We start from the raw sequence: 26,847 nt of genomic DNA, 5'->3' as shown, positions 1-26,847 counted from the left end.
GCCTGCCTGGCGAGCACGGGCTGATTACAGGAAGCACCGCATGACGCAGATCGCGACGAAGGCGAGATCACCCAAAGTATCGCTGGACGACAAGTGGACCCGCGAATCCGGCCGCGTCGTGATGAACGGGTCGCAGGCCATCGTGCGCACGATGCTGGAACAGAAGCGTCGCGACAGCGCGGCTGGCCTCAATACGGCGGGCTACGTCACGGGCTATCGCGGCTCTCCCCTCGGCAATGTCGATACCGCGATGTGGTCGGCCGGAAAATATCTCCAGGCCGCCGACGTGCTGTTCAGGCCCGGCGTGAACGAGGATCTTGCCGCCACCGCGGTTCGCGGGACGCAGCAGCTCGACGCGGTCGAGGGGGCGCGCTTCGACGGCGTCTTCGCCGCATGGTACGGCAAGGGGCCCGGCGTCGATCGGTCAGGCGATGCATTCAAACATGGAAATTATGCGGGTACGCATCGCAACGGCGGCGTCATCGCCTATTTCGGTGACGATCACGTCGGCAAATCGTCCACCGTCTCCCACCAGAGCGAGCAGGCGATGGCGGCCAGTTCGATCCCCTGCCTCTACCCGGCGAATGTGGAGGAGCTGCTCGATCATGGCCTGATGGCGATTGCCATGTCGCGCTATTGCGGGCTGTGGGTCGGGGTCAAGTGCGTCACCGAAGTGGCCGAGCAAACCGCTAACGTGGACCTGGACATGTTGACGCGGCAATACGTCCTGCCCGAAACCGATGATGCCACCAACGTGCACATGAGTGCCGGCACCTTCAATCCGCTGGGTGAAGAGCGGGTGGTGGTGGAACACCGCCTGCCGCGGGCTCAGGCCTTCGTCCGCGCCAACCGCATCGATCGCACCATTTTCGATCCGGTGGCCGACGGGATCGGCATCGTGGCTTCGGGCAAATCGTACGGAGATACGCGCAGCGCGCTTGAGCTGCTGGGCATCGACGAGGCACGCGCACGGGCGCTGGGTGTCTCGCTATACAAGGTGGGCTGCATCTGGCCGCTGGAACCCGCCGGGCTTACCGAATTTGCAGAACGGCAGGCCGTCCTGCTCTTTATCGAGGAAAAAAAGGCGTTTCTCGAAGCGCAGGCCGCGGCGCACCTCATCAACATGCCCGGCCGCCCGCTTTTCGTCGGCAAGCAGGACGAGGACGGCCAAGCGCTGTTCAGCACCGTCGACGCGCTCGAACCTGTCGACATCGCGAAGATCATCGTAGGGCGTCTGGATCGGCTGGGTCGTGCCGATCGGGCCTTGCATGAGGCGGCGGAGCAAATGCCGGCAAGCCAGTCGGTCGCAGGCTCTGGTCCTGCAGGGCCAAAGCGAGCGCCATACTTCTGTTCGGGCTGCCCGCACAACCGTTCGACCAAGGTACCCGAAGGCAGCACCTCGATGACCGGCATCGGCTGCCACACGATGGTCAATTTCGTGCGCCCCGACATCGCTCTCCTGCCTACGCAAATGGGAGCGGAAGGCACGAACTGGGTAGGCCTTGCGCCTTTCGTCGACACTCCGCACATGTTCCAGAACCTGGGCGATGGCACCTATTTCCACTCAGGCCTGATGGCGATCAGGGCCGCGGTCGCCGCGGGGACCAACATCACCTACAAGATTCTGTACAATGATGCTGTCGCGATGACCGGGGGGCAGCCGGTCGACGGTTCGATCTCGGTTGCCGAGATTGCGCGGCAGGTGCAGGCCGAAGGGGTCGTCGAAGTCATCGTGCTCAGCGACGATCCCGATCGTCACCGCAATACCGGCCTGCCCGCGAATGTCAGGGTTGGCCACCGCGACGAGCTTGACGCCGTCCAGCGCCACTTGCGCGAGGTGAAGGGCACCACCGTCCTGATCTACGAGCAGACCTGCGCCGCCGAGAAGCGCCGTCGCCGCAAGCGCGGCCAGTTCCCTGATCCGGCCAAGCGGCTGTTCATCGCCAAGGAGGTATGCGAGGGCTGCGGCGATTGCTCGGTCCAGTCGACATGTGTCAGCCTGACGCCCGTGGAGACCGCGATGGGCCGCAAGCGCGAGATCGACCAGTCGAGCTGCAACAAGGACTACAGCTGCCTTAACGGCTTTTGCCCCTCCTTCATCACCGTTCGCGGCGCCGAACCGCGCAAGCCGAGCGCGCTGGAAATCGACGAGGCGAGGTTCGCCGCGATCCCGACGCCCCCCGTCGCGCCGCTGGATCAGGATGGCTTCGACATCATCGTGGCGGGCATCGGGGGCACCGGCGTCGTGACGGTCGGCGCGCTGATCGGGATGGCGGCCCACATGGAGGGCAAGCGCATGTCCTTGTTCGACATGACCGGGCTCAGTCAGAAGAACGGTGCCGTATACAGCCACGTGCGCATCAGCGACGGCGCGCGCCGTCCGGCGACGCAGCGCATCGCGCGCGGCGGCGCCGACCTTCTGCTCGCGTTCGACATGGTCGCCGGAACCGGGGCGGAAGCGGTCGATACATTGCGCATGGGCAAGACACGGGCCATCGCCAATACCGACCTTACCGCAACCGTTGCCTTCCAGTTCGATCGCAGCGCGCAGCTCGATCGGTTCATGCTCTTGTCAAAATTCGAGAAGCTGGTCGGCAAGGATGCGATTTGTAGCGTCGATGCCTCGTCGCTGGCCCGCAAGGTGCTGGGCGACACCATTGGCGCAAACATGTTCATGGTGGGCATCGCTGCGCAGATGGGTCTGCTGCCAGTCGGTGTCGAGGCGCTCGAAAGTGCGATCGAACTGAATGGCGTGTCCGTCGGCTTCAACCGCAAAGCGCTGCATCTCGGTCGTCTCTACGTTAGCGATCCCGCTTTCCTCGAAAGCCTCACGCGCTCCGATACCGACCGGCCGGAAGTCCTGCCGACCGGCCTTGACGAGATCGTCGCGCATCGCAGCGCGCATCTGGAACAGTACCAGAACGCGGCGCTGGCATCTTCGTACCGCGCTCTCGTGAGCAAAGTCGCCGATGCAGAGCGTGCGGTCGCGCCGCAGTCCGAAGACCTCGCCGTCGCGGTTGCGCTCAACTACGCCAAGCTGCTCGCCTACAAGGACGAATACGAAGTTGCCCGCCTGCTCACCTCGCCAAAGTTGCGCGAAGAACTGGATCGAACCTTTGCCGACGGTGGGCGGATCAGCTTCAACATGGCGCCGCCGATCCTCAACGGAGGGGAAATTGACGGACGCCCGCGCAAGCGCGAATTCGGACCATGGATTCTTCCGGTCCTTCGGGTGATGGCGAGGATGAAACGGCTTCGCGGCAGCGTTCTCGATCCCTTTGCAAGAAATTCCGAAAGAAAGCGCGAGCGCGCGCTCATCGCAGAGTACGAGGCACTCGTAGAAGAGACCGTCGCTCGGCTGACCGCCACCAATCTCCCCGTAGCGGTCAAGCTGCTGTCGCTTGCCGACATGATCCGCGGATTCGGTCCGGTGAAGGACGCGGCGATCGACCAGTACAGCCAGACGCTCCGTACGCTGGAGGCACGTGTTCAGGAAGGCGGGCAGGCGCAAACTGCACCGGCCCCGGTGATGGCACCGACGGCATGAGCGTCGACACGGATGAAATCGTTGCCGCGCTGGGCGTTATCGTCGGCGCGCGTCATGTCCTGGTCGGCGAGGACGTATCGTCGCGGTGGGACGGCTATCCGCCAGTCAGCCCGGTCGATGCCGCCTGCATCGTGCGCCCGGCCGACACGTCGCAGGTCTCGGCCGTCCTGTCATGGTGCAACGACAACGGCGTTAGCGTCGTGCCGCACGGCGGACGGACCGGACTTTCCGGCGGAGCCCGCGCGCGCGCGTCGGACGTGGTGATCTCGCTCGAAAGGATGCGGGCGATCGGCGCGCCGGACAAAGCTGCCGGAACGATCGTCGTCGAAGGCGGAGCCATCATCCAGGCAGCGCAGGATGCAGCTCTGGCGCAGGGGATGATATTCCCTGTGGACTTCGGTGCGCGCGGGACGGCAACCGTAGGCGGCGCCATCGCGACGAACGCCGGCGGCAACTCGGTGCTGCGATATGGCATGACCCGCGACAACGTGTTGGGGCTTGAGGCGGTTCTTGCCGATGGCACCGTGATCGACGCGATGAACACCCTAATCAAGAACAACACCGGGTACGATGTGAAGCAACTCTTCATCGGGTCGGAGGGAACGCTTGGCATCGTGACCCGCGCTGTCCTGCGCCTGCAGCCGCAAGTATCCGCGACGGCAACGGCCTTCCTGGGGCTCGACAGCTTCGACCAAGCGCTGTCCCTGCTGTCGCATGCGCGGTCAATGGCCGCCGGCGCGCTGTCCAGTTTCGAAGTCATGTGGCCGTCCTTCGTCGGGGCCGTGGAAAGCGTAGGCAGGAATAGCTCCCCATTGGAGGGACGGCACCGCTTCTACGTCCTGATCGAAGTGGGCTGCGCAGATGCCGAACAGGTCCTTCAAGACTTGATCGAAGACGCTTGGCAACAAGGGATTTTAGCCGATGCGGCCATAGCGCAAAGCCTTGCACAGGCGGAGAGTTTCTGGGCGCTGCGTGACGACATCGAAGCGCTCATGCACGCGCTTTCGCCCGCTTTCGCTTACGATGTGAGCCTGCCCCAAGGGCGGATGGACCAATATGTCGTTGAACTTGAGGCCGCCTTAAGCGAACGCTGGCCAGAAGCGCGCGCGGCCGTGTTCGGCCACATGGGCGATGGCAACCTGCATATCGTTGTCTCGACCGGTTCGGCCGATGATCACGCGCTTGTGGATGCGCTCGTCTACGCGCCGCTCGCGCAATGGGGCGGCAGCATCTCAGCCGAACACGGCATTGGCCAGGACAAACGCGCGTGGCTTGCGATCAGCCGCTCGCCGGCTGAAATCGCCCTGATGCGGCAGACCAAGCACATGCTGGACCCGCGCGGCACGCTGAACCCCGGCAAGGTGCTGCCATGCCCCTGATCGAACTGGTCACGATCGACCTGGTCCTGTGGAAAGGCCGCGACCTCGCCGCCAAGCTGCGTGACCGGTTGACGGGCGTTGCCGACGGCCACGCGCTGGCATGCTGGCTGACCGACCTGGGCGTGCAGCAGCGCTTGTATCTTTTGCGAGAATGGCAAGATGCCCCACCCATGCTGGCCGAGCGCAGCGTGCTTTTCCGATCCAGCGATCCGTTCGGGGCGGGCGATTGTATCGCTTCGCTTGCGTTCGGCACCTGGGAGCGGTTCGATTTCATGCCCCCTGCCCCGCCCCTGTCGCGCGATGATGTGTATGAATTACGCTTCTACGACTTGCACGTGACCGGTCTCGCTCCCTCGCTGGCGGCATGGCGCGCGGCGATTGACGCGCGTCACGCGATTTCGCCGATTGCGTGTGCCATGTCCTCGCTCGACGGGCCATCCAGGCTGCTGCACGTCATCGCTTACGAAAATCTCGATGTACGAACCCGATTGCGGCGGCAACTTTACGCCGACGGGCTATGGCCCCCGCGTGGTGCGCCGGAACAAATCCGCCATGCCTTCGCCGAAACCGCCACTCTGGCGTTCGCGCAGGGCGACTGAACAATTGTCGCGCAAACGCATCGTCTACCGGAGAACATCATGACCTTTTTCGTTGTGACCATGACCCATCCCGATGGCGACGGGTGGGATACGCACTTGCTTGATCACCTGCGGTGGATTCTCGATCTCGTGAAGCAGGACAAGATCAAGGCTTCGGGACCGCCGATCGGGAGCAAGCTGCGGTCGGGCATGATCATCTTCCAGGTGGAAGACCGGGCCGAACTCGACGCGCTACTGGCCAAGGACCCCTTCGTCATTCACGACCTGATCGTATCCCTCGACATCGTCGAATGGGATCCGCTGTTCGGCATATGGTCCGAATTTGCCTCAGGCAGGGCCGACGCCTTCGTCGCGCAGATCGAGGCTGAGGGCTAGGACTTCCTTAGCGCGATACGCCGATGACGCGCCGGTCGATCAGGTCGGCGATGGTCCCACTACCGATACCCATCACCTCGGCGAGCACCTCTTCACTATGCTCGCCGAGACGTGGCGCGCGCAAAGGGCTGCCCCGAACCTCACCGGGTATCGTCCCTGCCGCGCCCGCTGTAAGGTACGTGGCCCCGGTCAGGTGCGATACGGCCGAAAGCATCGGATTGTCCGCAACCCGCGCATCCTCTCTCACCGCCTCGCTCAACTTGCGGTAGGGGGCCCAGGTTACGCCGCTCTCGTCAAAGGCACGGGCGAGATCGGCATAAGTACGCACCGCAATCGCATCGGCCACGATCGGATTCAGCCGATCCCGGTGAACGAAGCGAAGCCCCTCGTCGCTTGCAAAGCTCACCCCCGTTTCAGCTTCGATGGCTGAGACCTGCGATTCGATGCCCAGCGCCTTCAGCAATCCGCTCCACTGCCGGGGGCTGATCGCGGTTATCATGAGTTGACGATCGTCGGCGGTGCGGAAATTGCGGCCGAACGCGCCGTACAGGTCGTTCCCGAAACGCGGGCGATCGGTTCCCAGCACTTCTCCTTCGGCAAGCAAGCCCAGCGCGGCGAGCGAAGAGATCGCAATATCGCCCAGCGCAACGCGGATTTCGCGCCCTTGGCCGTCCGCCTCGCGGGCCCGCTCCGCCGCGAGAAGCGCAAAAGCGGCATAGAGTCCCGCCGCGAGGTCCCAGGCTGGAAGCATGTGATTCACCGGTTCGTCCGGACCGAGATCGATGGGTCCGGTCATCAGCGGCACACCCAGCGCGGCATTGACCGTGTAGTCGAGCGCATTCCCGCCATCGGCCCAACCCATGACGCGCACGGTCAGCATATCCGTCCGCCGCTTCGTCAGTTCGTCGTGCGAGAGGAAACCGCGCGCCGGATAGTTGCTGATCAGGCGCCCGACCGAGGCGGCGAGCGCCTGCGCCAGTTCGCGTCCCTCCTCGGACCGGAGGTCGATCGCGACCGACTTCTTGCCCTTGTTCAACCCTTCCCAATAGAAACTGGCCCCGTTGTCCGCGCGCGGCCAGCGGGTGAAATCCGGTCCGCCACCGATGGGATCGAAGCGGATCACCTCGGCCCCCATCTGCTGCATATGGAGCGCGCCGAGCGGAGCCGCGACGAACGAGGCGCCCTCGACGATGCGGATGCCCTTGAGAAGATCGTACATGGTGCGAAGTGACCTCAGGCCGCGGCTGCGCCGACGAGCGCCTTGGTCTCCAGGAAGTCGGCAAACCCGTGGCCGCCCCATTCACGCCCGTTGCCCGACTGCTTGTAGCCGCCAAATGGCGCGTTGAAATCGAGATCGGCATCGTTGATCATGACCTGCCCGGTGCGCAATTGCCGGGCGATGTTGCACGTTTCAACCGGATCGGGTCCCCGCACGCCGCCGGCAAGGCCGTATGGGCTGTCATTGGCGATGGCGATGGCTTCATCGACGGTGTCGTAAGCGATGATGACGAGGACGGGACCGAAGATTTCCTCGCGCGCGATGGTCATTTCGGGCGTGACATCGCAGAATACTGTCAGCTGCGCGTAATAGCCCGTGTCCAGCCCATCGGGACGACCAGGCCCACCGGTGACGAGTTTGGCACCCTCCGCCACGCCGCGCTCGATCAGGGATTGCACCTTGTCGAAATGCGCGCCGGAGGCCAACGGACCCATCTCGGCTCCGCTGGCGGGAGCGCCCACCCGGATAGCGCCGGCCGCTTCGGCAGCGATGGCACAGATTGCGTCCAGTTCCGCGCGCGGAACGATCAGGCGGGTAAGCGCCGAACAGGTCTGGCCCGAATTCAGCATGATGCCCTTGATCGCGTTCGGAATGGCCTTGTCCAGATCCGTTCCGGGCAAAAGGATGTTGGCGGACTTTCCGCCCAGTTCCTGCGTCACGCGCTTGACCGTGACCGCCGCCGAACGGGCCACCTCGATCCCAGCACGGGTCGAGCCGGTGAAGGATACCATGTCGACCTGGGGATGCGCGCTGATCGCCTCGCCGACCACCGGGCCGGTTCCATCGACCAGGTTGAAGACGCCAGCCGGTACGCCCGCATCAGCCATGATCTCGGCCCATATGTGCGCCGAGAAAGGGGCCACTTCGGAAGGCTTCAGCACCATCGTGCAGCCGGTGGCGAGCGCCGGTGCGACTTTTGCAGCGATCTGGTTGATCGGCCAGTTCCATGGCGTAATCATGCCGACCACACCGATGGGCTCGTGCACGATCAACGTCGTGCCCTCGGTCTTTTCGAATTCATAGCTTCGCAAGGCTTCGAGCGCTGTCTGCATATGAACCACGCCAAGGAAGGCCTGCATCTGCTCAGCCAGCCAGCCAGGCGCCCCCATTTCCTCAGTCACAGCGGCAGCGAGATCGCCAATCCGCTGCTGCACCGACGCGATGACGCATTCGAGCAGAGCCATGCGCTCTTCGCGGGTCGTGCGGCCGAAACCGGCAAAGGCCCTGCGTGCGGCGGCAACAGCCTTGTCCACGTCGTCTGCCGTACCAAGGGCGATGCGGCCCGCCACCTGCTCGGTCGCGGGATTGATGACGTCGAGGGTTTCGCGGCCGACCGGATCGACCCATTGTCCGTCGATGAAAAACCGGGTGTAGTCACGCATCATCTTCTCTCCCCATTATGTTTATGCTGACAGCGCGGCTTCGACCGCATCAAAAGGATTTTGGCAGGCCCAGCGTATGTGTCGCGACATGGCTCAGGATCAGGTTGGTCGAAATGGGCGCCACCTGGTAGAGTCGCGCCTCGCGGAACTTGCGCTCGATGTCGTATTCTTCCGCAAAGCCGAATCCGCCGTGGGTCTGCAGGCAGGTATCGGCCGCGAACCAACTGGCCTCCGAAGCGACGAGCTTGGCCATGTTGGCCTGCGTGCCGCACTCCAGCCCCGCCTCGAACCGCCGGGCCGCATCTTCAACCATAAGGTTGGCGGCCGTCACCTGAACCTGCGCCCGCGCGATCGGGAATTGCACGCCCTGGTTCACCGCAATGGGCCGACCGAAAACGGTTCGCGAGGCGGCATAGTCGCTTGCCCTGTCGATGAAGAAACGACCGTCACCGATGCATTCGGCGGCGATCAGGATACGTTCGGCATTCATCCCGTCAAGGATATATCCAAAGCCCTTGCCCTCCTCACCGATGAGATTTTCCACCGGAACTTCGAGATCGTCAAAGAACAGTTCGGTTGTCGCGTGGTTCAGCATGGTGCGGATCGGGCGTATGGTGAGACCGTTGCCCACCGCCTCGCGCAGATCGACGAGCAACACGCTCATGCCCTGTGAAGGCTTGGCACAATCTTCGCGCGCGGTCGTGCGCACCAGAAGGACCATCAGGTCGCTGTGCTCGGCGCGGCTGATCCAGATCTTCTGTCCGTTGACGATGTAGCGATCACCTTCGCGCCGGGCGAAGGTGGAGATGCGTGTCGTGTCGGTGCCGGCTGTAGGTTCGGTGACGCCAAACGCCTGCAAACGCAGCTCGCCGCTGGCGATGCGCGGCAGATAGCTCTGCTTCTGCATCTCGTTTCCGTGGCGCAGGACCGTGCCCATCGTATACATCTGCGCGTGGGCCGCGCCGCCGTTGCAGCCGCTGCGCTGGACTTCCTCCAGAATGGCGGCTGCGGCGGAAAGGCCAAGGCCGCTTCCGCCGTATTCCTCGGGGATCAGGGCCGAAAGAAAGCCGGCCTGGGTGATCGCGTCGACGAACTCGGTCGGATAGCGACGATCCGAATCGAGCGACTGCCAGTAGGGACCCGGATAGTCTTCGCACAGGCGGCGGACGGATTCGCGGATTTCGGGGTAGGACTGGTCAGGGATTACGATCATGCGTCAATTAGCCTGAAATAAGGTAAGGTCATGCCGTTGGGAGCGCGCGCGAAGTCGATCTCAACGCGGGCGCCGATCACGAGCCGGTCGATATCGGCCGCATTCATGAGTCCGGTCATGCGAGGCCCCTCTGCGAGCTGGGCCTGAACCACCGGATAGGGCGGCTCGAAATCCGGGAAATATGCGCGACGTACGACGACGAAAGTGCTGATCGTGCCCTTGCCGCTGGCGTCGATCCAGCGCAGGTCCGGCCCGAAGCATTTGGGGCAAACCGGACCCGGTGGGAGGTGGACATGACCGCACGCCGTGCATTCCGGCAGGCGCACCCGTCCCTCCTCAAATCCATCCCAATAGGGCTGGCTGTCTGGCGACATCTGCGGTTTCACGCTCATGCTTCGTTCCCCAGAATGACGGAGTCACCCCACATGGTGCCCCAATGCATCAGGTCGGCGCGTGGCATCTGCCGCTCCCCTGCCTCGCCGCGCATCTGACGCACCATTTCCGCGATGGTGTTCCAGCCGCCGACATGCGCTTCGGAAAGGAGACCACCCGAGGTGTTGACCGGCAGGCTGCCGCCCGGGGCGATCTGGCCGTCTGCGATGAAGCGATGTGCGCTGCCGGGATCGCAATAGCGGTGCCTCTCAAGCGCCCCAATCACCAGCGGCGAGAATGCGTCGTAAGTACCGAACCCGTCGATGTCCGCGTTGCTGACACCGGCCATCTCAAAGGCTTGCCGTGGACCTTTCTCGGCAGGCCAGTCGGTAACGCCCTGCTGCGCAATGCCGAAGCCGCGGGGAGCAAAGATGAACTCGTCGGGCCCGCCGCGAATTCCCTGCATGCCCCGCACGTAGACCGGCGATTTGGCCAAATCGCGGGCGCGATCTGCGCTGGTGAGGATCAGGACGATCGCCGCATCGTTGATCTGTGCGCAGTCGGCCCGGCGCAGGGGATCGATGAAGCCAGGTTCGTTGGCGTATGCCTCCCAATCGAACGGTTCTCGCCGGATCGCCGCCGGGTTGAGCGCCGCATGCGCGCGAGAAGACATGACGACGTCGCGCAGGATTTCCGTGCCCACGCCATATTCGTGCATGTAGCGCTGCGCAAACAGCGCAGCCCCGCCACCCGGACTGGTCAGGCCGAAGGCGGGGTCTTCGCCATGCGAACCGCCACCTTCGCGCAATCCCTCATGGTCGCCTTCACCACCGAGCGCGCCACGCACCGACAGGAACTTGACCGACGTCACGCAAGCCACCGTATCGGCCATGCCGCAGGCAATCGCCATCGCCGCCGTCTGGAGCGAGAGCGTGACGAAGCGGCCGTGAAGCCAGAATTGCGCGGCATAACGCAAGTTGAGCCCGGCATAAGCCGCGAACTGATCGTAATCGACGCCGAGCGGCGTACCCATGTGGGTGATCATGCCGTCCACGTCATCGCGGTGGAGGCCGGCATCGTCGAGCGCCCCGCGCAAGGCCGCGGCGGCAAGCGAAGAGGCGCTGTCCGGAAGCCTGCGTGCAAAGGCGCTCGAACCGACGCCCACGATCGCGGCCTGGCCGCGCAAGTCGAAGGTCATGGCATCTTACCCCTTGAACAAGCCGACGGGCAGGCCCGCCACATCGACGCGAGTCTTGAAAACGCAGCCATCGACACCAGGCGATGCGCCGCCCTCGGGCGTCTTCTCATGTGGCTGCAGCGTGGTGATGTAGAGCGTCTTGAGGTCATCGTCGCCGAAGGCGATCGAACTGGGAAAGCGGACCGGCGTTTCCAGTATCTCGGCTTCGCGCCCTTCGGGATCGAGACGGCGGATGCATCCCGACCCCGGAGCCGCCACCCAAAGGAAGCCCTCGCTGTCCATCGCACAGCCATCGGGATGCCCTTGCGCTTCGGTGAAGGTGGCAAAGATGCGGCGATTGGCCACAGCGCCGGTCTCCACATCGAAGTCATAGGCATAGACGTGAGGCGGATCGGAATCGCAATGGTACATGGTCCCGTCGTCCGGGCTCCAGGCGATGCCGTTGGATATGCCGTAGCCATCGCTAACCTTGGTGACGGTCAGGTCGGGATCGACCCGGAACAGCCCGCCAACCGGGTTCTTCAGCCTCCGGTCCATCGCGCCCACGAAAAAGCGACCGCGACTGTCCGCCTTGCCGTCATTGAAACGCTCCTTGGCGAAGTCGACGACGCCGGGTTCAACGCGCCGCTCCTCCGCACCGTCGGGGCCCAGAAGAACGAGCCCCTTGCGGAACGCGACAAGATGGCCACCGCCAGTTCTCGGCGCAAAGCTGCCGGGATAATCATCGAACTTGCGCGAGGTGCGATCGGACCCGTCAGGGCGGCACGATTGCAGCGTCTTTCCGACCACATCCAGCCAGTAGAAGCGCTGTTCGCGCGGTTCCCAGGTCGGACATTCTCCCAGTTCGTCCACGTCAGACGTAATGCGTTGCATCGTCTGCTCTCCGCTCCCGTTTGTATATGTCATATCTGTACCGTGATCCGGATTTGCGCGGCTTCCAGCCAATGCCAAACGGCTATCACCGCGATGGCGACCGGGTATTGCGGCGGCGCAGGCCTCAGCGGCGATCATAGCGGTTCAAACACCGGCGAGGCGGCCGGGACAGGATTGCAACGCATGGTGACAGAGGATCTGCTGGCCGCCCGGCTGTTTGACGTCTCGGGAAAGGTCGCGCTGATAACCGGCGGCGGCAGTGGGATCGGGCTGATGCTGGCGCGGGCGCTGCGCGCGAACGGCGCGAAAGTATATCTCTGCGGCCGCGATGAGAGCAAGCTGGCCGCTGCGTCCGCCGCTGCCGACTGCGTGGCGATCCCCGCCGACGTCTCGCAACGTGCGGGCATGGACGGATTGCACCGCGAACTGGCAAGCCGGGAGCAACGGCTCGACATTCTGGTCCACAATGCGGGGACGAGCTGGGTCGCCCCCGCAGCCGACTTCCCGGAAGCAGGCTGGGACAAGGTATTCGACCTCAATACCCGCGCACCCTTCTTCCTCACGCAGGCGCTCATGCCGCTACTCGAACGCGATGGTCAGGACTGGTCGAGCGTCATCATGGTCACGTCGGCGCGGGCCCGCACTGCGGCGTCTTCTTCAGTCGCGTACAATGTCTCGAAAGCCGCTACGACCCATCTGGTCCGCGTCCTGGCGCGGGCGCTTGCCGCGCATCGCATCAGAGTGAACGCGATCCAGCCCGGCTGGTTCGAGACTGACATGAACCGCGATTACGTCGCGCGCCATGGCGATGCGCTGGTCCGCGACCAGACCGTTCCGCGCCTTGGCACCGAAGCGGACCTGGCCGGCGCGGTGCTCTATCTTGGATCGCGGAGCGGGTCCTTCCTCAACGGCACCGTGCTTGAAGTCGACGGGGGCCTGATCTCCGGGCTCTAGCTAGTCGCGAATAACAGGCGGCGTGCCCCCAAGATCGGCAAGCGCCGCAAACAACGCGCGGCAATCGCCCGGGCCGCCAATGTCGGCGAGCGCATCGACGAAACGGTCTGCCATCGCTGCATCACCGCTTTCGCCGATTTCCCTGCGGAACCGCGCCAGAACTGCTTCGTCATCGAGCCACGGCACATCGTCGATCGTTGTCGCCCGCGTGGTCCCGTCGGTAAGATGCAAGGTCACGCGCGCGCCCTGCCTGCCCGGAAACGCAGCCTCGAATTCAGGGTCGATCCCGATTTCGACCTGCGGCAGAAGACGCTGCATCTCCGGATGATCGAAATCGGCGTAGGCCGTCTCGTCCAGCTGTTCGTGAACCAGCGCAGCGCAGATCGCGAACTGCAGGCTCATCTTGGATTGCTGAACGCTGGTGAAGGGGCCGGCGTGATCGCAGCCGGGATAGACACGCGCCTCGGTAAAGGTATCGAGGACGATGCGTTCGACCTGGTCCGAATGCAGTGCATCGCGCGCCGTGGTCTGCACCATCGCGGCCACCGGCGTTTGCACGAAGTTGCAACCGGACACCGGCTTGTGCCGCACGCCCAGGATCGCCCTCGGTTTGGAAAGATCGAATGCTTCGGCGAACAGCGAACCCGCACGCTCGCCGCATCCGAAGGCGGCAAAAAGCCCGTCGGCCCCTTCAAGGATGTCCGGGCAGCCTTCGATCCCGGCACGGGCGAGGTCGTGTGCCCGCAGGCCCGATTGCGCCGCCATCCCCGCGTGAAGGAATATTTCCTGCCCTCCCGACCAGGCCCATTGGTTGACTCCGCACGCGAAATTGCCGGCGATGCTGAGAGCATGGGCCGTTCGCCGTGGATCGAGCCCGCTGGCCGCCGCCGCACCGGCGGCTACGCCGAACGCTCCCGTCATGCCCGACGGCCGCAGATGGCGATTGTGGCGACCGCTTCCCCAGATCGCCTGGCCGAGCGCTGCTGCCACTTCATACCCGGCCACAATCCCCGCCAGAAGGGCATGTCCCGAAAGCCCATCTCTCTCCGCCAGTGCGAGCATGGCCGGAATGACGAGAACCCCGATATGGCTGCCACTACCGACATGCATGTCCTCGCGTATCAAGCTATGGCCGAGGATGCCGTTGGCGAAGGCCGCATCGCTGGCGGACGTTCGGCCTCCCGTCGCCAGGTTGACCGAGTTCCCCGGCGCGGTCTCAAGTTCGGCATAGCGGGTAAGCGCCCCTGCCCATGGCATGGTTCGCGCCCGGATGGCACAGCCGACTAGGTCGAGGACACACAGGCGCGCCTTCTTCGCGGCCGCATCATCGACCGGCGCCCGCGCAAGCGCCTGGACATGGCTTGCCGCCAGACCGGTCAGGAAACTTCCATCCACCATGTCTGCCACCTCAATCATCATGAGTTTCGTTTGCGTCACGGACGAAATCGGGAGAGCGTCTGATCTGCAGGACGGTCAGCAGCACGAGCCCGATAGAAACCGATGCGCTGATACAGCCTACCCAAGCCAGCACCCGGCTGAGCGGAACGTCCGGCCCCCCGAACCAGTCATTGCCATAGCCCACCATCGCTGGTCCGCCGGCAGTGCCGATGATGGTGATGATGACGAGGAAGATCGCCGATACCTGCCCACGCGACTGCGGCGGCGAGAGATCGGCGAGCGAGGTCAGCCCGATCACCATCATCGCACCCATCCCGAACGCGACGCAGCCCGCACCCGTCACCGCAAGATTGGCGGTGTGACCAGAACCGATCAGCAAGAATCCGACTATCGCAAGCGCTATGAAGACGCTCGCGCTCCCGATCCGTCCCACCGCGCCGAAACGCCCGACCGCCCGATCCGAGAAGCGACCGCCGAACACCGCCGCGACAATCCCGACGATCACGATCAGAGCACCATAGGTCAGGCCGGCCGACTTCGCATCGTAGCCATATTCGCGGATGAGAACGGTCGGAAACCATCCGGTGATTGCATATTGGCAGAGATTGGCCATCGCCCAGCCGACATGGTGCGGAATATAGATGCGCCGCCTCGACCACCAGCCGCTGAAGCCGTCCAGCGCGCTGCCACCGGAAGTTTGGGAAGTGTCCCGCCGGGCGGGTTCTTCCAGTGTGGCGAGAGCCAGACAGGCGACGAGGCCGGGCGCTAGCAGCAAGATGAGCACGATCCGCCACGGCTCGAGCGCGATGCCGCGGGCGGCCAGCGCCAAGGAAAATTGCTCTACCGACGGCATAGCGAAGCCGACGAGTATCAGGGAAAGACCGGCGCCTGCGTAGATGCCCATGCTGAACAGGCCCAGCGCCTGCCCGCGTTTTTCACTTGGATAAAAATCGCTGATCAAAGAGATCGCACAGGGCACGAGAGCCGCCTCACCCGCGCCAACCGCCATACGCGCCGCGAACAGTTGCCATCCCGCTTGGGCGAAACCGCCCGCCGCTGCACCCACGGTCCAGATCGCGATGCACAAGAGCAGCAGGTTGCGGCGATTGCCATGATCCACGCGCCGCCCAATGATCAGACCGGCGATCGCGAAAGTGATCACGAAGGCAGCGCCCTGCACCAATCCGATCATCCCGTCCGAAAGGCCCAGCGATTGCTTGATGGGCTGAACGAGAAGACTGAGCACCTGCCGGTCAAGGTAGCCGACAAGGTTCACGATGAAGAGTACGAACATGGCGTAGCCCGCCCGGGTCCGCCCCGCGCGCCGGTGTCCCTGCCAGGTTTGAGGCACCGGTATTTCCGACGCGATAGTGACCGTCGGGCCTCGTTCCATCATCCTCGTGTCCCTAAGACGGCACCGTCGGCGCGATCGCCGCTGTGCGTTGTGTTGTCGGCCCTGTCGCTGCGCAGGAAGCCTGCGCAGCTCCGGGTCTATTCCTGCTCAGCCTTGGCGAAAAATTCGGCGAGACGCTGTTTGTGCACCTTGCCGGTGGTGGTCAGTGGAATATCCTCGCTGCGTAAAATTTCCAGCCGCCGCGGAACCTTGAATGCGGCGAGCTGAACCTTGCAGTGCGCAAGCACATCGTCGAGCGACAGCTCCGACCCCGGCGACGGGACAAGCACCGCAGCCACGATCTGCTCGCGATCAGGGTCGGGCAGCCCGGTGACATGCGCTTCGGAAACTCCGGGATGCTGCATCAGCACTTCTTCCACCTCAAGAGGCGATACATTGAGCCCGCCGGTCTTCAACATTTCCTTGGATCGACCTCGGAAATGGAAGAAACCGTCCGCATCGAAGCGACCAAGGTCACCCGTCTTGAAATACCCGTTTGCGTCAAAACTGTCGGCCGTCTGCTCGGGCGCTTTGTAATATCCGACCATTGTGCGACCTTTGACATAGACTTCACCAACCTCGCCCGTCGGAACTTCGGTGCTAGAATCGGGATCGACGATGATTACGTCCATCCCCGGCACCGGCTTGCCGTGGGTCGTCGACCGTTGCTCGACAGTGTCGTTGCGATCGCCCATCGACACGAAGCCGTAGGTTTCCGTCAAGCCGTAGGGCGGACAGGCGTCCGGCAAAAGATTGGTGAGAACGTCTTCGATCTGATCGGGCGTGCCGCTGACCACGCCCTTGCGCAAGGTCGAGATGTCGAACTGCGCTACCGCCGGATGCTCGCTGATAGCCTGAAGGATGTTCGCGGTGCCGTATAGCGCTGTGCAGCGATACCGGTCGATAAGCCGGATCGCCTCATCCGCGTCGAAATGATGCTGCAGGACGATGTGGGTGGCATGCGTCCAGGCCGCGAACACCCCGTTTTCGCATCCCATGCCCCAGAACAGCGATACCGGAAGGAAGAAAGCATCGTTTTCGTCGAACCCGAGACGTGCGCCGATCTCGGTCATGTTTTCGATCAGTCCGCGATGCGCCAGCATCACCCCCTTGGGCCGCGAGGTCGAGCCGGAGGTGTAGAGCAAGTAGGCAACATCTTCGGGCGTAACTGCCGCAATTGCGCTGTCGAGGGTAGCATCGGCGACCTGCGTCCCGGCGCTCAGGAAATCATCGTACGATGCCATCGCTTCGCCCGGCTCGCCTTCGAAGACGATGATCTGCCGCAGGTGCGGGAAATTGCGATCCCACGGCTGCAGCTCCTCCATCAACGGCACGTAATCCTTTTTCAGGAAGCGGGCCGCCATGATGAGAACAGAAGTGTCACTGTGCTCAAGCACATAGGACAGTTCGCGGTTTGTGTACCAGGTGTTCAAGGCACACAGCGTCGCGCCGATCATGTGCGCGCCGGTCGCCACCACAAGCCATTCGATCCGGTTGCCCATCAGCAACCCGACCTTGTCGCCCCTGCCAACGCCCGCCGCGATCAGCGCCTTTGCGCAGTCGCGCGCCATGCCTTCGAACTTGGCGAACGTGACCGTCGTCTCGCCAAAGGAGAGCGCCGGACGGTCGCCGTGCTCTTGTGCCAGTTCGTGCACGAGCCCTGGCACGGTACGACTTCGCGGAGTGAACATATCGCCTTTTCATCCTCAGTAACCTGCGGGCATTCTTCGAGTATCCCGCCCCTGTTCGCATTCTCGAACAGCAGCGCTGCTGCCTTGCCCCGCTCGGGCGCCAACATCCTGCAATGCCCGTTTGGGCAACGCTTCGCATCGACCCGGGGAACGCTAGTCAAACACGCCTCACAAACTTCATGCCGTTTTGCCATCGCGGTCATGCCGTCATGTTATCCGAAAGATTTTCCGCCCCTACCCGTTCGATGCAACGCGCTATGGCCATGATGCCGAAGTCCTATGATCGGGCCCGGCTTCATGCTCTAAAACCGATGCGGACAGAGGCTGCTCGCACGTGAAGCATGCCGGGAGATGGAGCGTTTCCACATGCAACACGGCGATCTGACCGAAACACCCCGGGCGGGCACGTTCGGCCTGATGGTCCAGGGCGTTGAAGCCGCCCATCGTCTTGTGGCCGCCGCGGTTTCGTCGGTCCGCACCATACAGCGGCAGGCGACTGCAGACGGCGATCCCGACCGTGAACAGTTCGCCACGCATGCGCTGGCATGGTACGCGACGTACGAACTTGCGCTCAGCGAGTTGCTCGCATGGTCCCGCAGTCTTGAATCCGAAGGCCGACTGGGCGCCATCGAACGGACGATCGGATTGGTGGCGACATCGGAATATCTTGCCCAGATGGCGGGCGGGATCGCCATGAGCCAGGTCGAGATCGCGCGGATAGACGCTTTCCGGATTGCCCCGGAGGCTGAGGCCGACTTCCGCGCCGCCGCCGCTCCGGCAATTGCAGCGGGACGAGACCCGGCACTGCGGACGTGGCTCGCGCAGGCGGCTGCCGAGGGGCTGGACAGCGGCAATTTTGGCGATGCCGGGATCGATGACACGCTGGACATGGTGCGGGCCAGCTTTCGGCGTTTCGCGAATGAAAAGGTCCAGCCGCATTGTCAGGCTTGGCATCAGGCGGATTCGCTGATCCCGATCGAACTGGTCGAAGAAATGGCCGAGATGGGAGTTTTCGGCCTGACGATTCCAGAAGAGTTCGGCGGATCGGGCATGGGCAAGATCGCTATGGCGATCGTGAGCGAGGAACTGTCACGCGGATATATCGGCGTCGGGTCACTGGGCACTCGCTCGGAAATCGCGGCCGAGCTCATCCAGCTTGGCGGGACGGACGCCCAGAAGAGCGCCTATCTGCCGCGCATCGCCAGTGGCGAAATTCTGCCGACCGCCGTCTTCACGGAGCCCGACACCGGCTCGGATCTCGGGTCGCTGGCCACCCGGGCAAGCAAGGCGGACGGCGGCGGATTTGCGATCACCGGCGCGAAAACTTGGATCACCCATGCCAGCCGCTCCGACCTGATGACAGTGCTGGCGCGTACCGGTCCGGCCGATCAAGGCTACCGCACTCTGTCGATGTTCCTTGCGGAAAAGCCCCGCGGCACGACAAAGGATGCGTTCCCTGTGGATGGTCTGGTCGGAAGCGAGATCGAGGTGCTCGGCTATCGCGGGATGAAGGAATACGAACTTGTGTTCGACGATTTCCGTGTTCCGGAAACGGCCCTCCTGGGCGGGGTCGAGGGTCAGGGCTTCAAGCAATTGATGATGACCTTTGAATCGGCGCGTATCCAGACGGCGGCTCGCGCCGTAGGTGTCGCTCAGAACGCGCTGGAACTGGGACTGCGTTATGCGCTGGACAGGCGGCAGTTCGGCAAAGCGATCATCGACTTTCCGCGCGTTTCGGCCAAGATAGGTTGGATGGTCGCCGAAACGATGATCGCACGGATCCTTACATATCGCGCCGCGCGAGAGAAGGACGGTGGCCGCCGCTGCGATCTTGAGGCAGGCATGGCCAAGCTGCTCGCCGCACGTGTCGCTTGGAGCAATGCGGACAACGCGCTGCAGATCCACGGCGGCAATGGCTATGCCCTGGAATATCCGATCAGCCGGGTCCTGTGCGACGCGCGCATCCTCAACATATTCGAAGGGGCCGCAGAGATCCAGGCCCAGGTCATTTCACGCAGGTTGCTGTCCGATGCCGGGTGACGAAACGATGAAGGCGATTGTCCAGGACCGGGCCGGCGATCCCGGCGTGCTGGCGGTCAGGCAAGTTCCGGTACCGCCATTACGATCCGACGACGTGCTGGTCCGCGTGCAACGTAGCGGCGTGTGCTATCACGACGTGCTCGTGCGGCAGGGCGTGTTCCGCAAAGCCGTGCAGATGCCGCTCATTCCCGGTCACGAGGTTGCGGGGATCGTCGAGCGGGTCGGCCCCGCGGTCAGCGATTTCGTGATTGGGGACCGGATCTGCACCACGCAGCGGCGTGCGGTTTGCGGGCGTTGCCGGTTATGTCGTTCCGGTCGCGAGACACTGTGCGAGGCACAGGAGTTCATGGGCGATGCCCACCTCAATGGCGGATATTCGCAATATGTGGCGGTGGCGCAGGACTGCGCGGTCAAAGTGCCCGCGGATGTTTCGCTGGACCACGCCGCCATCGCCGCGTGTGCCATCGGCACGCAGCTCAATGCCATTCGCGACGTTGGCCGGCTGAAAGCCGGTGAAACCGTTCTCGTGACCGGCGCCTCGGGCACGCAAGGCGGGCATGGGGTGCAACTCGCTCGGGCGATGGGTGCGCGTGTCCTGGCGACCGTGTCTTCCGAAACGGCTGCCAAGGTCGCGCGCGATCATGGGGCTCACGATGTGATCGTTACGCCGCACGGGATCGATTTCTCGCGCCAGGTGCGCGAAGCCACCGCCGGGGCTGGAGTCGATATGGTGGTCGACAACGTGGGAACAGACATTTTCCACTTCATTCGGCGCTCGGTCGCACGCGGTGGCCGCTGGGTGATGGTCGGTGCCCTTTCGGGCGAACAGGTATCGTTCAACACCGCCCAACTTTTCACGAGCGGCATCGACATGCTGAGCGCGGTCAGTTGCTCGCGCGCGCAGCTTGCCGATTGCCTCCAGTTGCTAGCCGATGGGGCCGTGAAGCCCGTGATTGCCGATGTTGTTGCGCTGGACGCCGCCGCCGATGCGCATCGCAGGCTCGAATGCGGCGGCGTCGGCGGGAAAATTCTACTTCACGTCTGATGGTGAGGGATCGCGACCCCCGTTCTCTCGCCGTCTCCCCGCAAACCGCACCGGCAAGGAAGCGATGATGATGATGAAATCTGCCTATGCCGCAAACATCGCTGCTGCGCGCCATTTCCTGTTCGTTCCGGGCAACCGCCCCGAACGCTTCGACAAGGCAGCGGCGAGCGGTGCGGATGTGGTCGTCATCGATCTCGAGGATGCCGTGCCCGCACCGGCCAAGGCGCAAGCACGCGACGACGTCCGCCGCTGGCTGGAGGCCGGCGGATCGGCGATGGTTCGCATCAATGCGATCGACGCTCCCTGGTTTGCCGAGGATCTCGCGCTCGCCCACATCGCGACATTGCAGGGACTGATGGTGCCAAAGGCGGAGGCCGGCGACGCCATCATCGACGTCGCGCGCCTGTCACCGGTCGTCGCGCTGGTCGAGACGGCGCGCGGCGTAACGGGCATCGATGCGCTCGCGGCTGTGCCGGGCATTGTGCGCCTCGCCTTCGGGACCATCGATTTCACACTCGATTGCGACCTTACGGCATCCGACCGCCAGCTCGACCCGGTACGGCTCGCCATGACCATCGCCAGCACGGCGGCGGGGATCGCCGCACCGATTGACGGCGTCACAGTCCGCTTTGACGATCCCCTGCCGGTCGAAATGGCTGCGCGGGCGGCGCGTTCGATGGGGTTCCGCGCGAAGCTGTGCATTCATCCCGCCCAGCTCTCCCCGGTGGCAGCGGCTATGACCGCATCGGAAGAAGAGCTCGAACGAGCCAGCCGGATTGTCGCCGCAGACCGCGCGGCGTCAGGAAGCGCCGTATCGCTCGACGGCGAAATGATCGATCGGCCGATTGTCGCCCGCGCCTATCGCCTGCTTGCCGAGGGGGCTGACGGCCGACCATGAAGGCCGGCCGTCATCAGTCTTGTAGCCGAATGCGGTAGAGCGCGTTGCGCACGTCGGAAGCGATATAGGCATATCCATCGCCGCCGATCGCAAGGCCGCCCGACCGCGCGTATGGCTGCATCAGCAGACCGATCGGCAGATCGTCCTTTGCCACCCGTGCTTCCGTAGCATCCGGCGCCAGTGCGAGCAGGCGACGTCCGGCGGTATCGAGCACGTAGATCGTCCCGCCCGGTGCGATCGCCACTGTCCGCGGCGTGCCGAGATCGCGCGCGATAACCGTCTTCGTTCCTGTTTCGAGGTCGATCCGAACCAGTCGTCCACCACCGCTCTCGGTCACCAGCACGGTGCCGCCAGCTTCCTCCACAAGACCGAGCGGCTTATCGAGATCGCTGGCAAGCACGGTGCGCTTCTCCCCGCTGATGCCAAGAAGCTGTCCGGATGCCGGCAGGGTTGCGAGCAGGGTTCCGTCGTCGCGCTCGATCGCGCTGGCCGGCCCTGCGATCCCGTCGATCGTGCGCACGAACCGGCGCGTGCTCCGGTCAAAAATCTGGATACAGTTGAGCAGGTCGCTGGCGAGCACGATATGACCGCCATGCACGCTCACTGCCGTCGGCGCCTCCAGCGGCGAGACGAGAGGGCGGGCCAGGTCGGTAGCCTGTCCGGTCCGGCCGTCGACCGCGTGAAAGGCAAAGCCGCCAGCGACGTAGATTTCGGTCCGTCCCTGGTGCTGGCCCGCCGCGATCGCGAAGGGGAAGCCGAGTTCCCCGGCCATCAAGGTGGTCTGCTGACCCGTGACAAGGTCGATGTCAGTCAGGCTGCTGTCAGGCATGTTGGTGACGAGCGCATGGCCATTCTCGCGAATGATCATGTTGTCCCCGCCGGTCGGCAAGCGGGCGACATCGCGCTGATCCGATCCGTCACGGTTCATCATGACTAGCCGCCCGGTCGCCCCGTCCATCACCAGCAGGCGCCCGTCCTGCGTGATGCGAACACTGCTTGGCCGCTCGAAGCCGGTTGCGATCGCCGTCACTATACCCGTAGCCGGATCGATCCGCGCAACCTGTCCCTTCACGAAGAGAGGTGCATAGATCATCCCGTCATCGCCCACCGCGAAGGCGTTCGGGCCACCGATGTCGGTCACGATCGTGCGCGGCGGGATCCTGCCTTCGAGGTCGATTTCGGACAAGCCATCGCCAAAGAACACCTGCCCCACATAGAGGTGCTTGCCATCCGGAGAGAAGGCCAGCGAATTGGCTCCGGGAAGCGAGGTGGCTATGGTGCTGATCGTTCCGGCGGCACTGCGGCGCTTGACGGCGCCCTCGACGATTGCGGTGAAGACCATGGAGCCATCAGGCGCAAACGCGACATCGTCGGCTATTCCCAATGGCGGACTGACGACCGCAGCCGCGCTTTGTCCTTCGAGGTCCACGGCCAGTATGGACTGGCGCGCAATGCTGGCGACATAGATCAGTCCGTCGGGCCCCGCAGCCAACCCGTTTATCGCAGGCAGCGGGGACGACGCGACGACGGTTTCCAGCTCGATTGCCGAGCGCGGCACCGCCGCACAACTTGCAGCCATGATCGCGATGGCAGGGACCGCGCACGCGCGCACGGATCGGCTCCACACGCGCGCCGCATCGAACCGGGGGGGAAAGCGCTTCCCGCCCTGCTGCGTTCCCGCAAAGGGCGGGCTCGCAAGAGACATCAGTACGTCACCCCGATCCGGAGGCCGTATGTAACCGGCTTGCCCGTGTACCGCGTGATGAAATCCGAAGCGCCGAATGCGGTGTTGTAATAGTATGTGTTGGTGAGGTTGCGCCCGAAGATCGCGACCGACCAGCGATCGTCCCGCGACTTTACGCCGATTTGCCCGTTCACCAGGGCATAGGGCTTGATATCGAAGAGCGGCCCGGAATTGAAATCCGCCGTTGCCGAACTGCGATAGGTGACGTCGCCACCAGCGAAACCCATCAGAGTCTCGCTAACCGGCGTTTCATAGCTGAAACTGCCGTTCAGCTGCCATTTCGGCGAAAAGTTGAAGGGCCGGCCGACAAGGCTGAGCCGTTGGTTCGTCTGGCTGTAGAACTCGCCTTCGAGAACTTTGGTGTCGATATAGGTCCCCGCGAGGGTGAGCCGCAGCCCCTGTGCCGGGGCCATGTCGACCTGCAGTTCGGCGCCGTTAACCCGGGACCGCGGAATGTTGACGAGCGCGCGCACCGGCCCGAACGTCGCGTCGACGATACGGCTGAACAGCTGCTTGTCGGCATAATCGTAGCGGAAGACCGCGCCGTTCACCTGCATGAGGCGATCGAACAGCGAGAGCTTGAAGCCCGCCTCGTAGGCGTCGACCCGTTCCTGACTCACAGGCGTAAGCTGCGGCACCGACGTAGCCGGTGGATTGGGAAAGCCGCCCGATTTGTAGCCACGGTTGAACGAGATGTAGAACAGCTTGCCGCGCTCCGGCTGGATGTTGATCCCCGCCTTGATCGAAACATTGTCTTCGTCCAGCGTGAGGTTGCTGAGGACCGGGTCGAAGTTCGAATTCATCGTCACGCAGCCGCCGGGAACGAACGCGCCGGGATTGGGTTGAAGACCGGCCCGAGCTTTCAGGCTACCGCTGATGTTGCTGATGTAGTTTGCCAGCTGACCGCTTCCGCTGTCGCGTGAACAGCCAGTGAATTCCCGCTTCTCTTTCGAATAACGCAAGCCCGCGGCAACGTTCAGCCAGTCGGTGATCGGCACAGTGGCATCACCGAAGAGGCCGAAGGCATCGACTTTCTGATCCGAGGTCGGCACGATAGCATCGGTGGGTATGGCCAGCGACTGGCGCAGGCCGGTCGAATGGAGTCCGTTGAACACGTTGACGTCATGGCTCGTGTCGTGGCGGTAATTCGCACCGACAAGGGCTGTCAGATCCCCGTCGCTGTACGAGCCGCGCACTTCCTGGTAGAACGAACCGATATCACCCAGGTAATTATATTCCTGATCGATGATGTTCACGCCGTCGCGGTCGCTCGACGTATCAACCTTGTACTTTGAGTATGCCGTGATCGCCGTCGCCGCGAAGCCACCGCCAAGATCGGCCTGGACCTTGCCGAACAACTGGTAGAAGCTCTCATCCGCAGCATATTCCATGCCCGGATTCCAGTCCGCAGCGCGCGCCGTCATCGGGGGCAACCGGGTTGCGAGAAGTTCGGGCGTCGCCTTCGCGGGGTTGAGTATGACGCGCGCGATCGCCTGGGGCGCTTGCGTGTCCGATTTGTCATACCAGCCGCTCGCGCCAAAGGTGACCGTAACGGTGTCCAGCGGTTCCCATTCCGCAATAAAGCGGCCAAGCAGCCTGTCGGACGCCCCGCGCTTGTCATCGCGGGTGAAACTCCGCTGCCAGTCGCCACCCCGCGTGGTCGATGCCGAAACCCGCACATGCAGGCGGTCGCTGACCGGTCCACTGACGTAGCCGTCGGCGCTGAACAGGCCGAAGCGGCCATACTCGGCATTCAGACCGGCACTCAAATCGGTCGTCGGCCGATTGGCGATGTAATTGATGGCACCTCCGGTCGAGTTGCTGCCGTAAAGAGTTCCTTGCGGCCCCTTCAGCACTTCGACCCTCTGCACGTCGAGTAGCGCACCCTTGGTCATCGCCGCATAAGGTAGCGGAACCTCGTCGACATAGATCGATACCGTCGGACTCGCCAGCAGCGAGCCGTCGTTGTAGCCGATGCCGCGCAACGTATAGACCGGGCTGTTGAAGCCGGAATTGGCGTAGCTCAGGCCTGGCACCACATTTGCCAGATCCTCGGTCTGCCGGACCCCGCTCTGCGCCAGAGCATCGCCGCCCAGCGCGGTGATAGACAGCGGCACGGTGTTTACCGACTCCGATCGCTTCTGCGCAGTTACGACGATATCCTGAAGGCCGTCCGATTGATCTGCGACAACACCATCTTCCGGCACCGCAGTCGACTGCGCAAGTGCAGGGCCACTACACGTTCCAAGCAGAACCGCTACAACGCGAAACATGTCTTTCATCACACCCTCCCAAAAGCGAGACGGGTTTATCACCAAGTGCCATTATCTTTTTGCTCAGATGGCAAAGTGGCGCCGCTCGTCGCGCTTAGTCTAGTGAGCGGTCGTCAAGGCCGCTCATAAAGAAGGGTGATGGCGCGAATAGCGGTTTTGGATTGTACGTGGCGGCCGCCAGCACCAGTGCCTGCGCACGGCCAAGCCCGCCGTCTGCGCCGGTCACAATCACAATGCCGCGGTCAGGTCGATCATCGCCATCTCCGGACGGAGGTGGAGCGAAGCGGAACCGGACGCCGAATATGGCGGTGTCGCCGTTTCCGGTGCCGGTGGTCAGCATCCCAGACTGCTATGCGGGCGGACGGTGTTGTAATGCCGCCGCCAAGCTTCGATCAGCAGATGGCACGTCTTGAGTCATGTTTCCCAAAAAGCCATGGCAAGCCCCGCGTAGTTGATCGGCGGGTGTTGAGCGGGATAGTCCGCGTCAATCGAATTGGGCTGCGCCGACGGGATGCTCTGGAGACCTATGGGCCGCAAAGGCGCTTTATAATCGCTGGAAGCGATGGGGTGAAAAGGGCATTTCCTTCGGATGATGTAAGGTCTGGCAGCGCCTCAGTCTTCCGAACGCAAGACAGCCATGATCGACGCGACCTATCTAAAGGCCCACTGTACGGCATCGAGCCTTACGGTAAATTGGGGGCGCGGGACGCCTGATCGACCACGAAAGGCGGCATGGAATACCAGCGGCAGTTGGCCGAGCAAGTTACGGGGCTTCCGATTCGATGGTGACACGCCTCGAAGAGGAGACCCGGATCGGCAAAGGCGGGACCCTGGCGGCGCAGCTGTCGCGGCTCGACCTGATCGTGCTCGACGAGCTCGGTTATCTGCCGTTCGCCCGCTCAGGAGGGCAGTTGCTGTTCCACCTCATCAGCAAGCTTTATGAGCGGACCAGCGTCATCATCACCACGAACCTCGCCTTCGGCGAATGGCCGACCGTGTTCGGCGATCCCAAGATGACCACGGCGCTGCTCGACCGCGTCACCCACCACTGCGATATCGTCGAGACGGGCAACGACAGCTGGCGCTTCAAAAACCGCAGCTGACAGCCACCTTCGGCGCCTTCAAAAATCTATCTTGCGCTGCGCGCGCCTCCGGTCGGGCTACGCCCGCCCTCCGCCGCACGCAGCGCAAGGC

General features: G+C 63.5%; 20 protein-coding genes and 3 pseudogenes. 10 read left to right on the top strand and 13 right to left on the bottom strand.

The window, feature by feature from the left end; translation table 11 throughout:
• Window positions 1-40: 40 nt before the first annotated feature.
• The 4 genes from EBMC1_RS15680 to EBMC1_RS15665 are packed head-to-tail and all read left to right on the top strand — an operon-like array spanning window position 41 to window position 5,900.
• Window positions 41-3,547 carry an indolepyruvate ferredoxin oxidoreductase family protein gene (locus EBMC1_RS15680; RefSeq protein ID WP_003050635.1) on the top strand — a complete coding sequence of 1,169 codons (3,507 nt, stop codon included), beginning with the start codon at window positions 41-43 and terminating at the stop codon, window positions 3,545-3,547.
• Entirely contained in the window at window positions 3,544-4,926 is a 1,383-nt protein-coding gene (locus EBMC1_RS15675; RefSeq protein WP_003050632.1) for an FAD-binding oxidoreductase, read from the top strand. Before EBMC1_RS15680 ends, EBMC1_RS15675 begins: the two co-directional genes overlap by 4 nt.
• On the top strand, window positions 4,917-5,525 hold the full coding sequence (locus EBMC1_RS15670) for an NIPSNAP family protein (protein WP_003050629.1): 609 nt from the start codon (window positions 4,917-4,919) through the stop codon (window positions 5,523-5,525). The genes EBMC1_RS15675 and EBMC1_RS15670 overlap by 10 nt, the downstream gene beginning before the upstream one ends.
• Window positions 5,526-5,564: 39 nt before the next feature.
• Window positions 5,565-5,900 (top strand): YciI family protein, encoded by a 336-nt coding sequence (locus EBMC1_RS15665; protein WP_003050627.1) that lies wholly within the window; start codon window positions 5,565-5,567, stop codon window positions 5,898-5,900.
• Between the two features lie 7 nt (window positions 5,901-5,907).
• Here the strand turns inward: EBMC1_RS15665 and EBMC1_RS15660 are convergent, their stop codons facing one another.
• The 6 genes from EBMC1_RS15660 to EBMC1_RS18560 are packed head-to-tail and all read right to left on the bottom strand — an operon-like array spanning window position 5,908 to window position 12,217.
• Window positions 5,908-7,119, bottom strand: a complete 1,212-nt coding sequence (locus tag EBMC1_RS15660) for a CoA transferase (RefSeq protein WP_003050624.1) — start codon at window positions 7,117-7,119, stop codon at window positions 5,908-5,910.
• Window positions 7,120-7,133: 14 nt separating this feature from the next.
• Window positions 7,134-8,561 carry an aldehyde dehydrogenase family protein gene (locus EBMC1_RS15655; RefSeq protein ID WP_003050620.1) on the bottom strand — a complete coding sequence of 476 codons (1,428 nt, stop codon included), beginning with the start codon at window positions 8,559-8,561 and terminating at the stop codon, window positions 7,134-7,136.
• 49 nt (window positions 8,562-8,610) lie between these two features.
• Entirely contained in the window at window positions 8,611-9,774 is a 1,164-nt protein-coding gene (locus EBMC1_RS15650; RefSeq protein WP_003050617.1) for an acyl-CoA dehydrogenase family protein, read from the bottom strand.
• Window positions 9,771-10,166, bottom strand: coding sequence for a Zn-ribbon domain-containing OB-fold protein (locus tag EBMC1_RS15645; RefSeq protein ID WP_003050613.1), 396 nt, complete (start codon window positions 10,164-10,166; stop codon window positions 9,771-9,773). Before EBMC1_RS15645 ends, EBMC1_RS15650 begins: the two co-directional genes overlap by 4 nt.
• The gene (locus tag EBMC1_RS15640; protein WP_003050610.1) at window positions 10,163-11,344 is read right to left on the bottom strand and encodes a thiolase C-terminal domain-containing protein; all 1,182 of its coding nucleotides are present in this window, start codon (window positions 11,342-11,344) and stop codon (window positions 10,163-10,165) included. The genes EBMC1_RS15645 and EBMC1_RS15640 overlap by 4 nt, the downstream gene beginning before the upstream one ends.
• A gap of 6 nt (window positions 11,345-11,350) precedes the next feature.
• Window positions 11,351-12,217, bottom strand: coding sequence for an SMP-30/gluconolactonase/LRE family protein (locus tag EBMC1_RS18560; RefSeq protein WP_196795438.1), 867 nt, complete (start codon window positions 12,215-12,217; stop codon window positions 11,351-11,353).
• 93 nt (window positions 12,218-12,310) lie between these two features.
• On the opposite strand from EBMC1_RS18560, the gene EBMC1_RS18555 reads away from it, so the two are divergent.
• Window positions 12,311-13,171, top strand: a complete 861-nt coding sequence (locus tag EBMC1_RS18555) for an SDR family NAD(P)-dependent oxidoreductase (RefSeq protein WP_003050604.1) — start codon at window positions 12,311-12,313, stop codon at window positions 13,169-13,171.
• On the opposite strand, the gene EBMC1_RS15625 is transcribed toward EBMC1_RS18555, so the two are convergent.
• The 3 genes from EBMC1_RS15625 to EBMC1_RS15615 form a co-directional block, all read right to left on the bottom strand.
• Window positions 13,172-14,590 (bottom strand): MmgE/PrpD family protein, encoded by a 1,419-nt coding sequence (locus EBMC1_RS15625; RefSeq protein ID WP_040590641.1) that lies wholly within the window; start codon window positions 14,588-14,590, stop codon window positions 13,172-13,174. It abuts the gene before it with no gap.
• On the bottom strand, window positions 14,580-15,965 hold the full coding sequence (locus tag EBMC1_RS17980) for an MFS transporter (protein ID WP_081611223.1): 1,386 nt from the start codon (window positions 15,963-15,965) through the stop codon (window positions 14,580-14,582). The genes EBMC1_RS15625 and EBMC1_RS17980 overlap by 11 nt, the downstream gene beginning before the upstream one ends.
• A gap of 95 nt (window positions 15,966-16,060) precedes the next feature.
• Complete coding sequence (locus EBMC1_RS15615) at window positions 16,061-17,617, bottom strand: class I adenylate-forming enzyme family protein (protein ID WP_003050596.1); 1,557 nt, start codon at window positions 17,615-17,617, stop codon at window positions 16,061-16,063.
• 402 nt (window positions 17,618-18,019) lie between these two features.
• Here EBMC1_RS15615 and EBMC1_RS15610 point away from each other — a divergent pair, with 402 nt between their 5' ends.
• From EBMC1_RS15610 to EBMC1_RS15600, 3 genes are all read left to right on the top strand, one after another.
• Window positions 18,020-19,693 carry an acyl-CoA dehydrogenase family protein gene (locus EBMC1_RS15610; RefSeq protein ID WP_003050593.1) on the top strand — a complete coding sequence of 558 codons (1,674 nt, stop codon included), beginning with the start codon at window positions 18,020-18,022 and terminating at the stop codon, window positions 19,691-19,693.
• Complete coding sequence (locus tag EBMC1_RS15605) at window positions 19,683-20,738, top strand: quinone oxidoreductase family protein (protein WP_003050591.1); 1,056 nt, start codon at window positions 19,683-19,685, stop codon at window positions 20,736-20,738. Before EBMC1_RS15610 ends, EBMC1_RS15605 begins: the two co-directional genes overlap by 11 nt.
• A gap of 67 nt (window positions 20,739-20,805) precedes the next feature.
• Complete coding sequence (locus tag EBMC1_RS15600) at window positions 20,806-21,636, top strand: HpcH/HpaI aldolase/citrate lyase family protein (protein WP_040590648.1); 831 nt, start codon at window positions 20,806-20,808, stop codon at window positions 21,634-21,636.
• Between the two features lie 13 nt (window positions 21,637-21,649).
• On the opposite strand, the gene EBMC1_RS15595 is transcribed toward EBMC1_RS15600, so the two are convergent.
• The 4 genes and pseudogenes from EBMC1_RS15595 to EBMC1_RS18875 form a co-directional block, all read right to left on the bottom strand.
• On the bottom strand, window positions 21,650-23,341 hold the full coding sequence (locus EBMC1_RS15595) for an SMP-30/gluconolactonase/LRE family protein (protein ID WP_003050585.1): 1,692 nt from the start codon (window positions 23,339-23,341) through the stop codon (window positions 21,650-21,652).
• Complete coding sequence (locus EBMC1_RS15590) at window positions 23,341-25,662, bottom strand: TonB-dependent receptor (protein WP_040590633.1); 2,322 nt, start codon at window positions 25,660-25,662, stop codon at window positions 23,341-23,343. Before EBMC1_RS15590 ends, EBMC1_RS15595 begins: the two co-directional genes overlap by 1 nt.
• Before the next feature lie 85 nt (window positions 25,663-25,747).
• On the bottom strand, window positions 25,748-25,993 hold the full coding sequence (locus EBMC1_RS18715; RefSeq protein WP_040590631.1) for a hypothetical protein: 246 nt from the start codon (window positions 25,991-25,993) through the stop codon (window positions 25,748-25,750).
• Window positions 25,990-26,049: pseudogene (locus tag EBMC1_RS18875) on the bottom strand (integrase core domain-containing protein); the annotation flags it as partial. The pseudogene EBMC1_RS18875 and the gene EBMC1_RS18715, both read right to left, overlap by 4 nt.
• On the opposite strand from EBMC1_RS18875, the pseudogene EBMC1_RS18210 reads away from it, so the two are divergent.
• Window positions 26,026-26,433: pseudogene (locus EBMC1_RS18210) on the top strand (transposase); the annotation flags it as partial. The pseudogenes EBMC1_RS18875 and EBMC1_RS18210 overlap by 24 nt on opposite strands.
• Before the next feature lie 5 nt (window positions 26,434-26,438).
• Window positions 26,439-26,756 (top strand): annotated as a pseudogene (locus tag EBMC1_RS15580) (ATP-binding protein); the annotation flags it as partial.
• Window positions 26,757-26,847: the final 91 nt, after the last annotated feature.

It is taken from the genome of Sphingopyxis sp. MC1 (assembly GCF_000371385.1).
GTDB classification, from domain to species: domain Bacteria; phylum Pseudomonadota; class Alphaproteobacteria; order Sphingomonadales; family Sphingomonadaceae; genus Sphingopyxis; species Sphingopyxis terrae.
The sequence above is the reverse complement of the archived record's forward strand: the minus strand, read 5'-3'. Positions and strand labels throughout refer to the sequence as shown.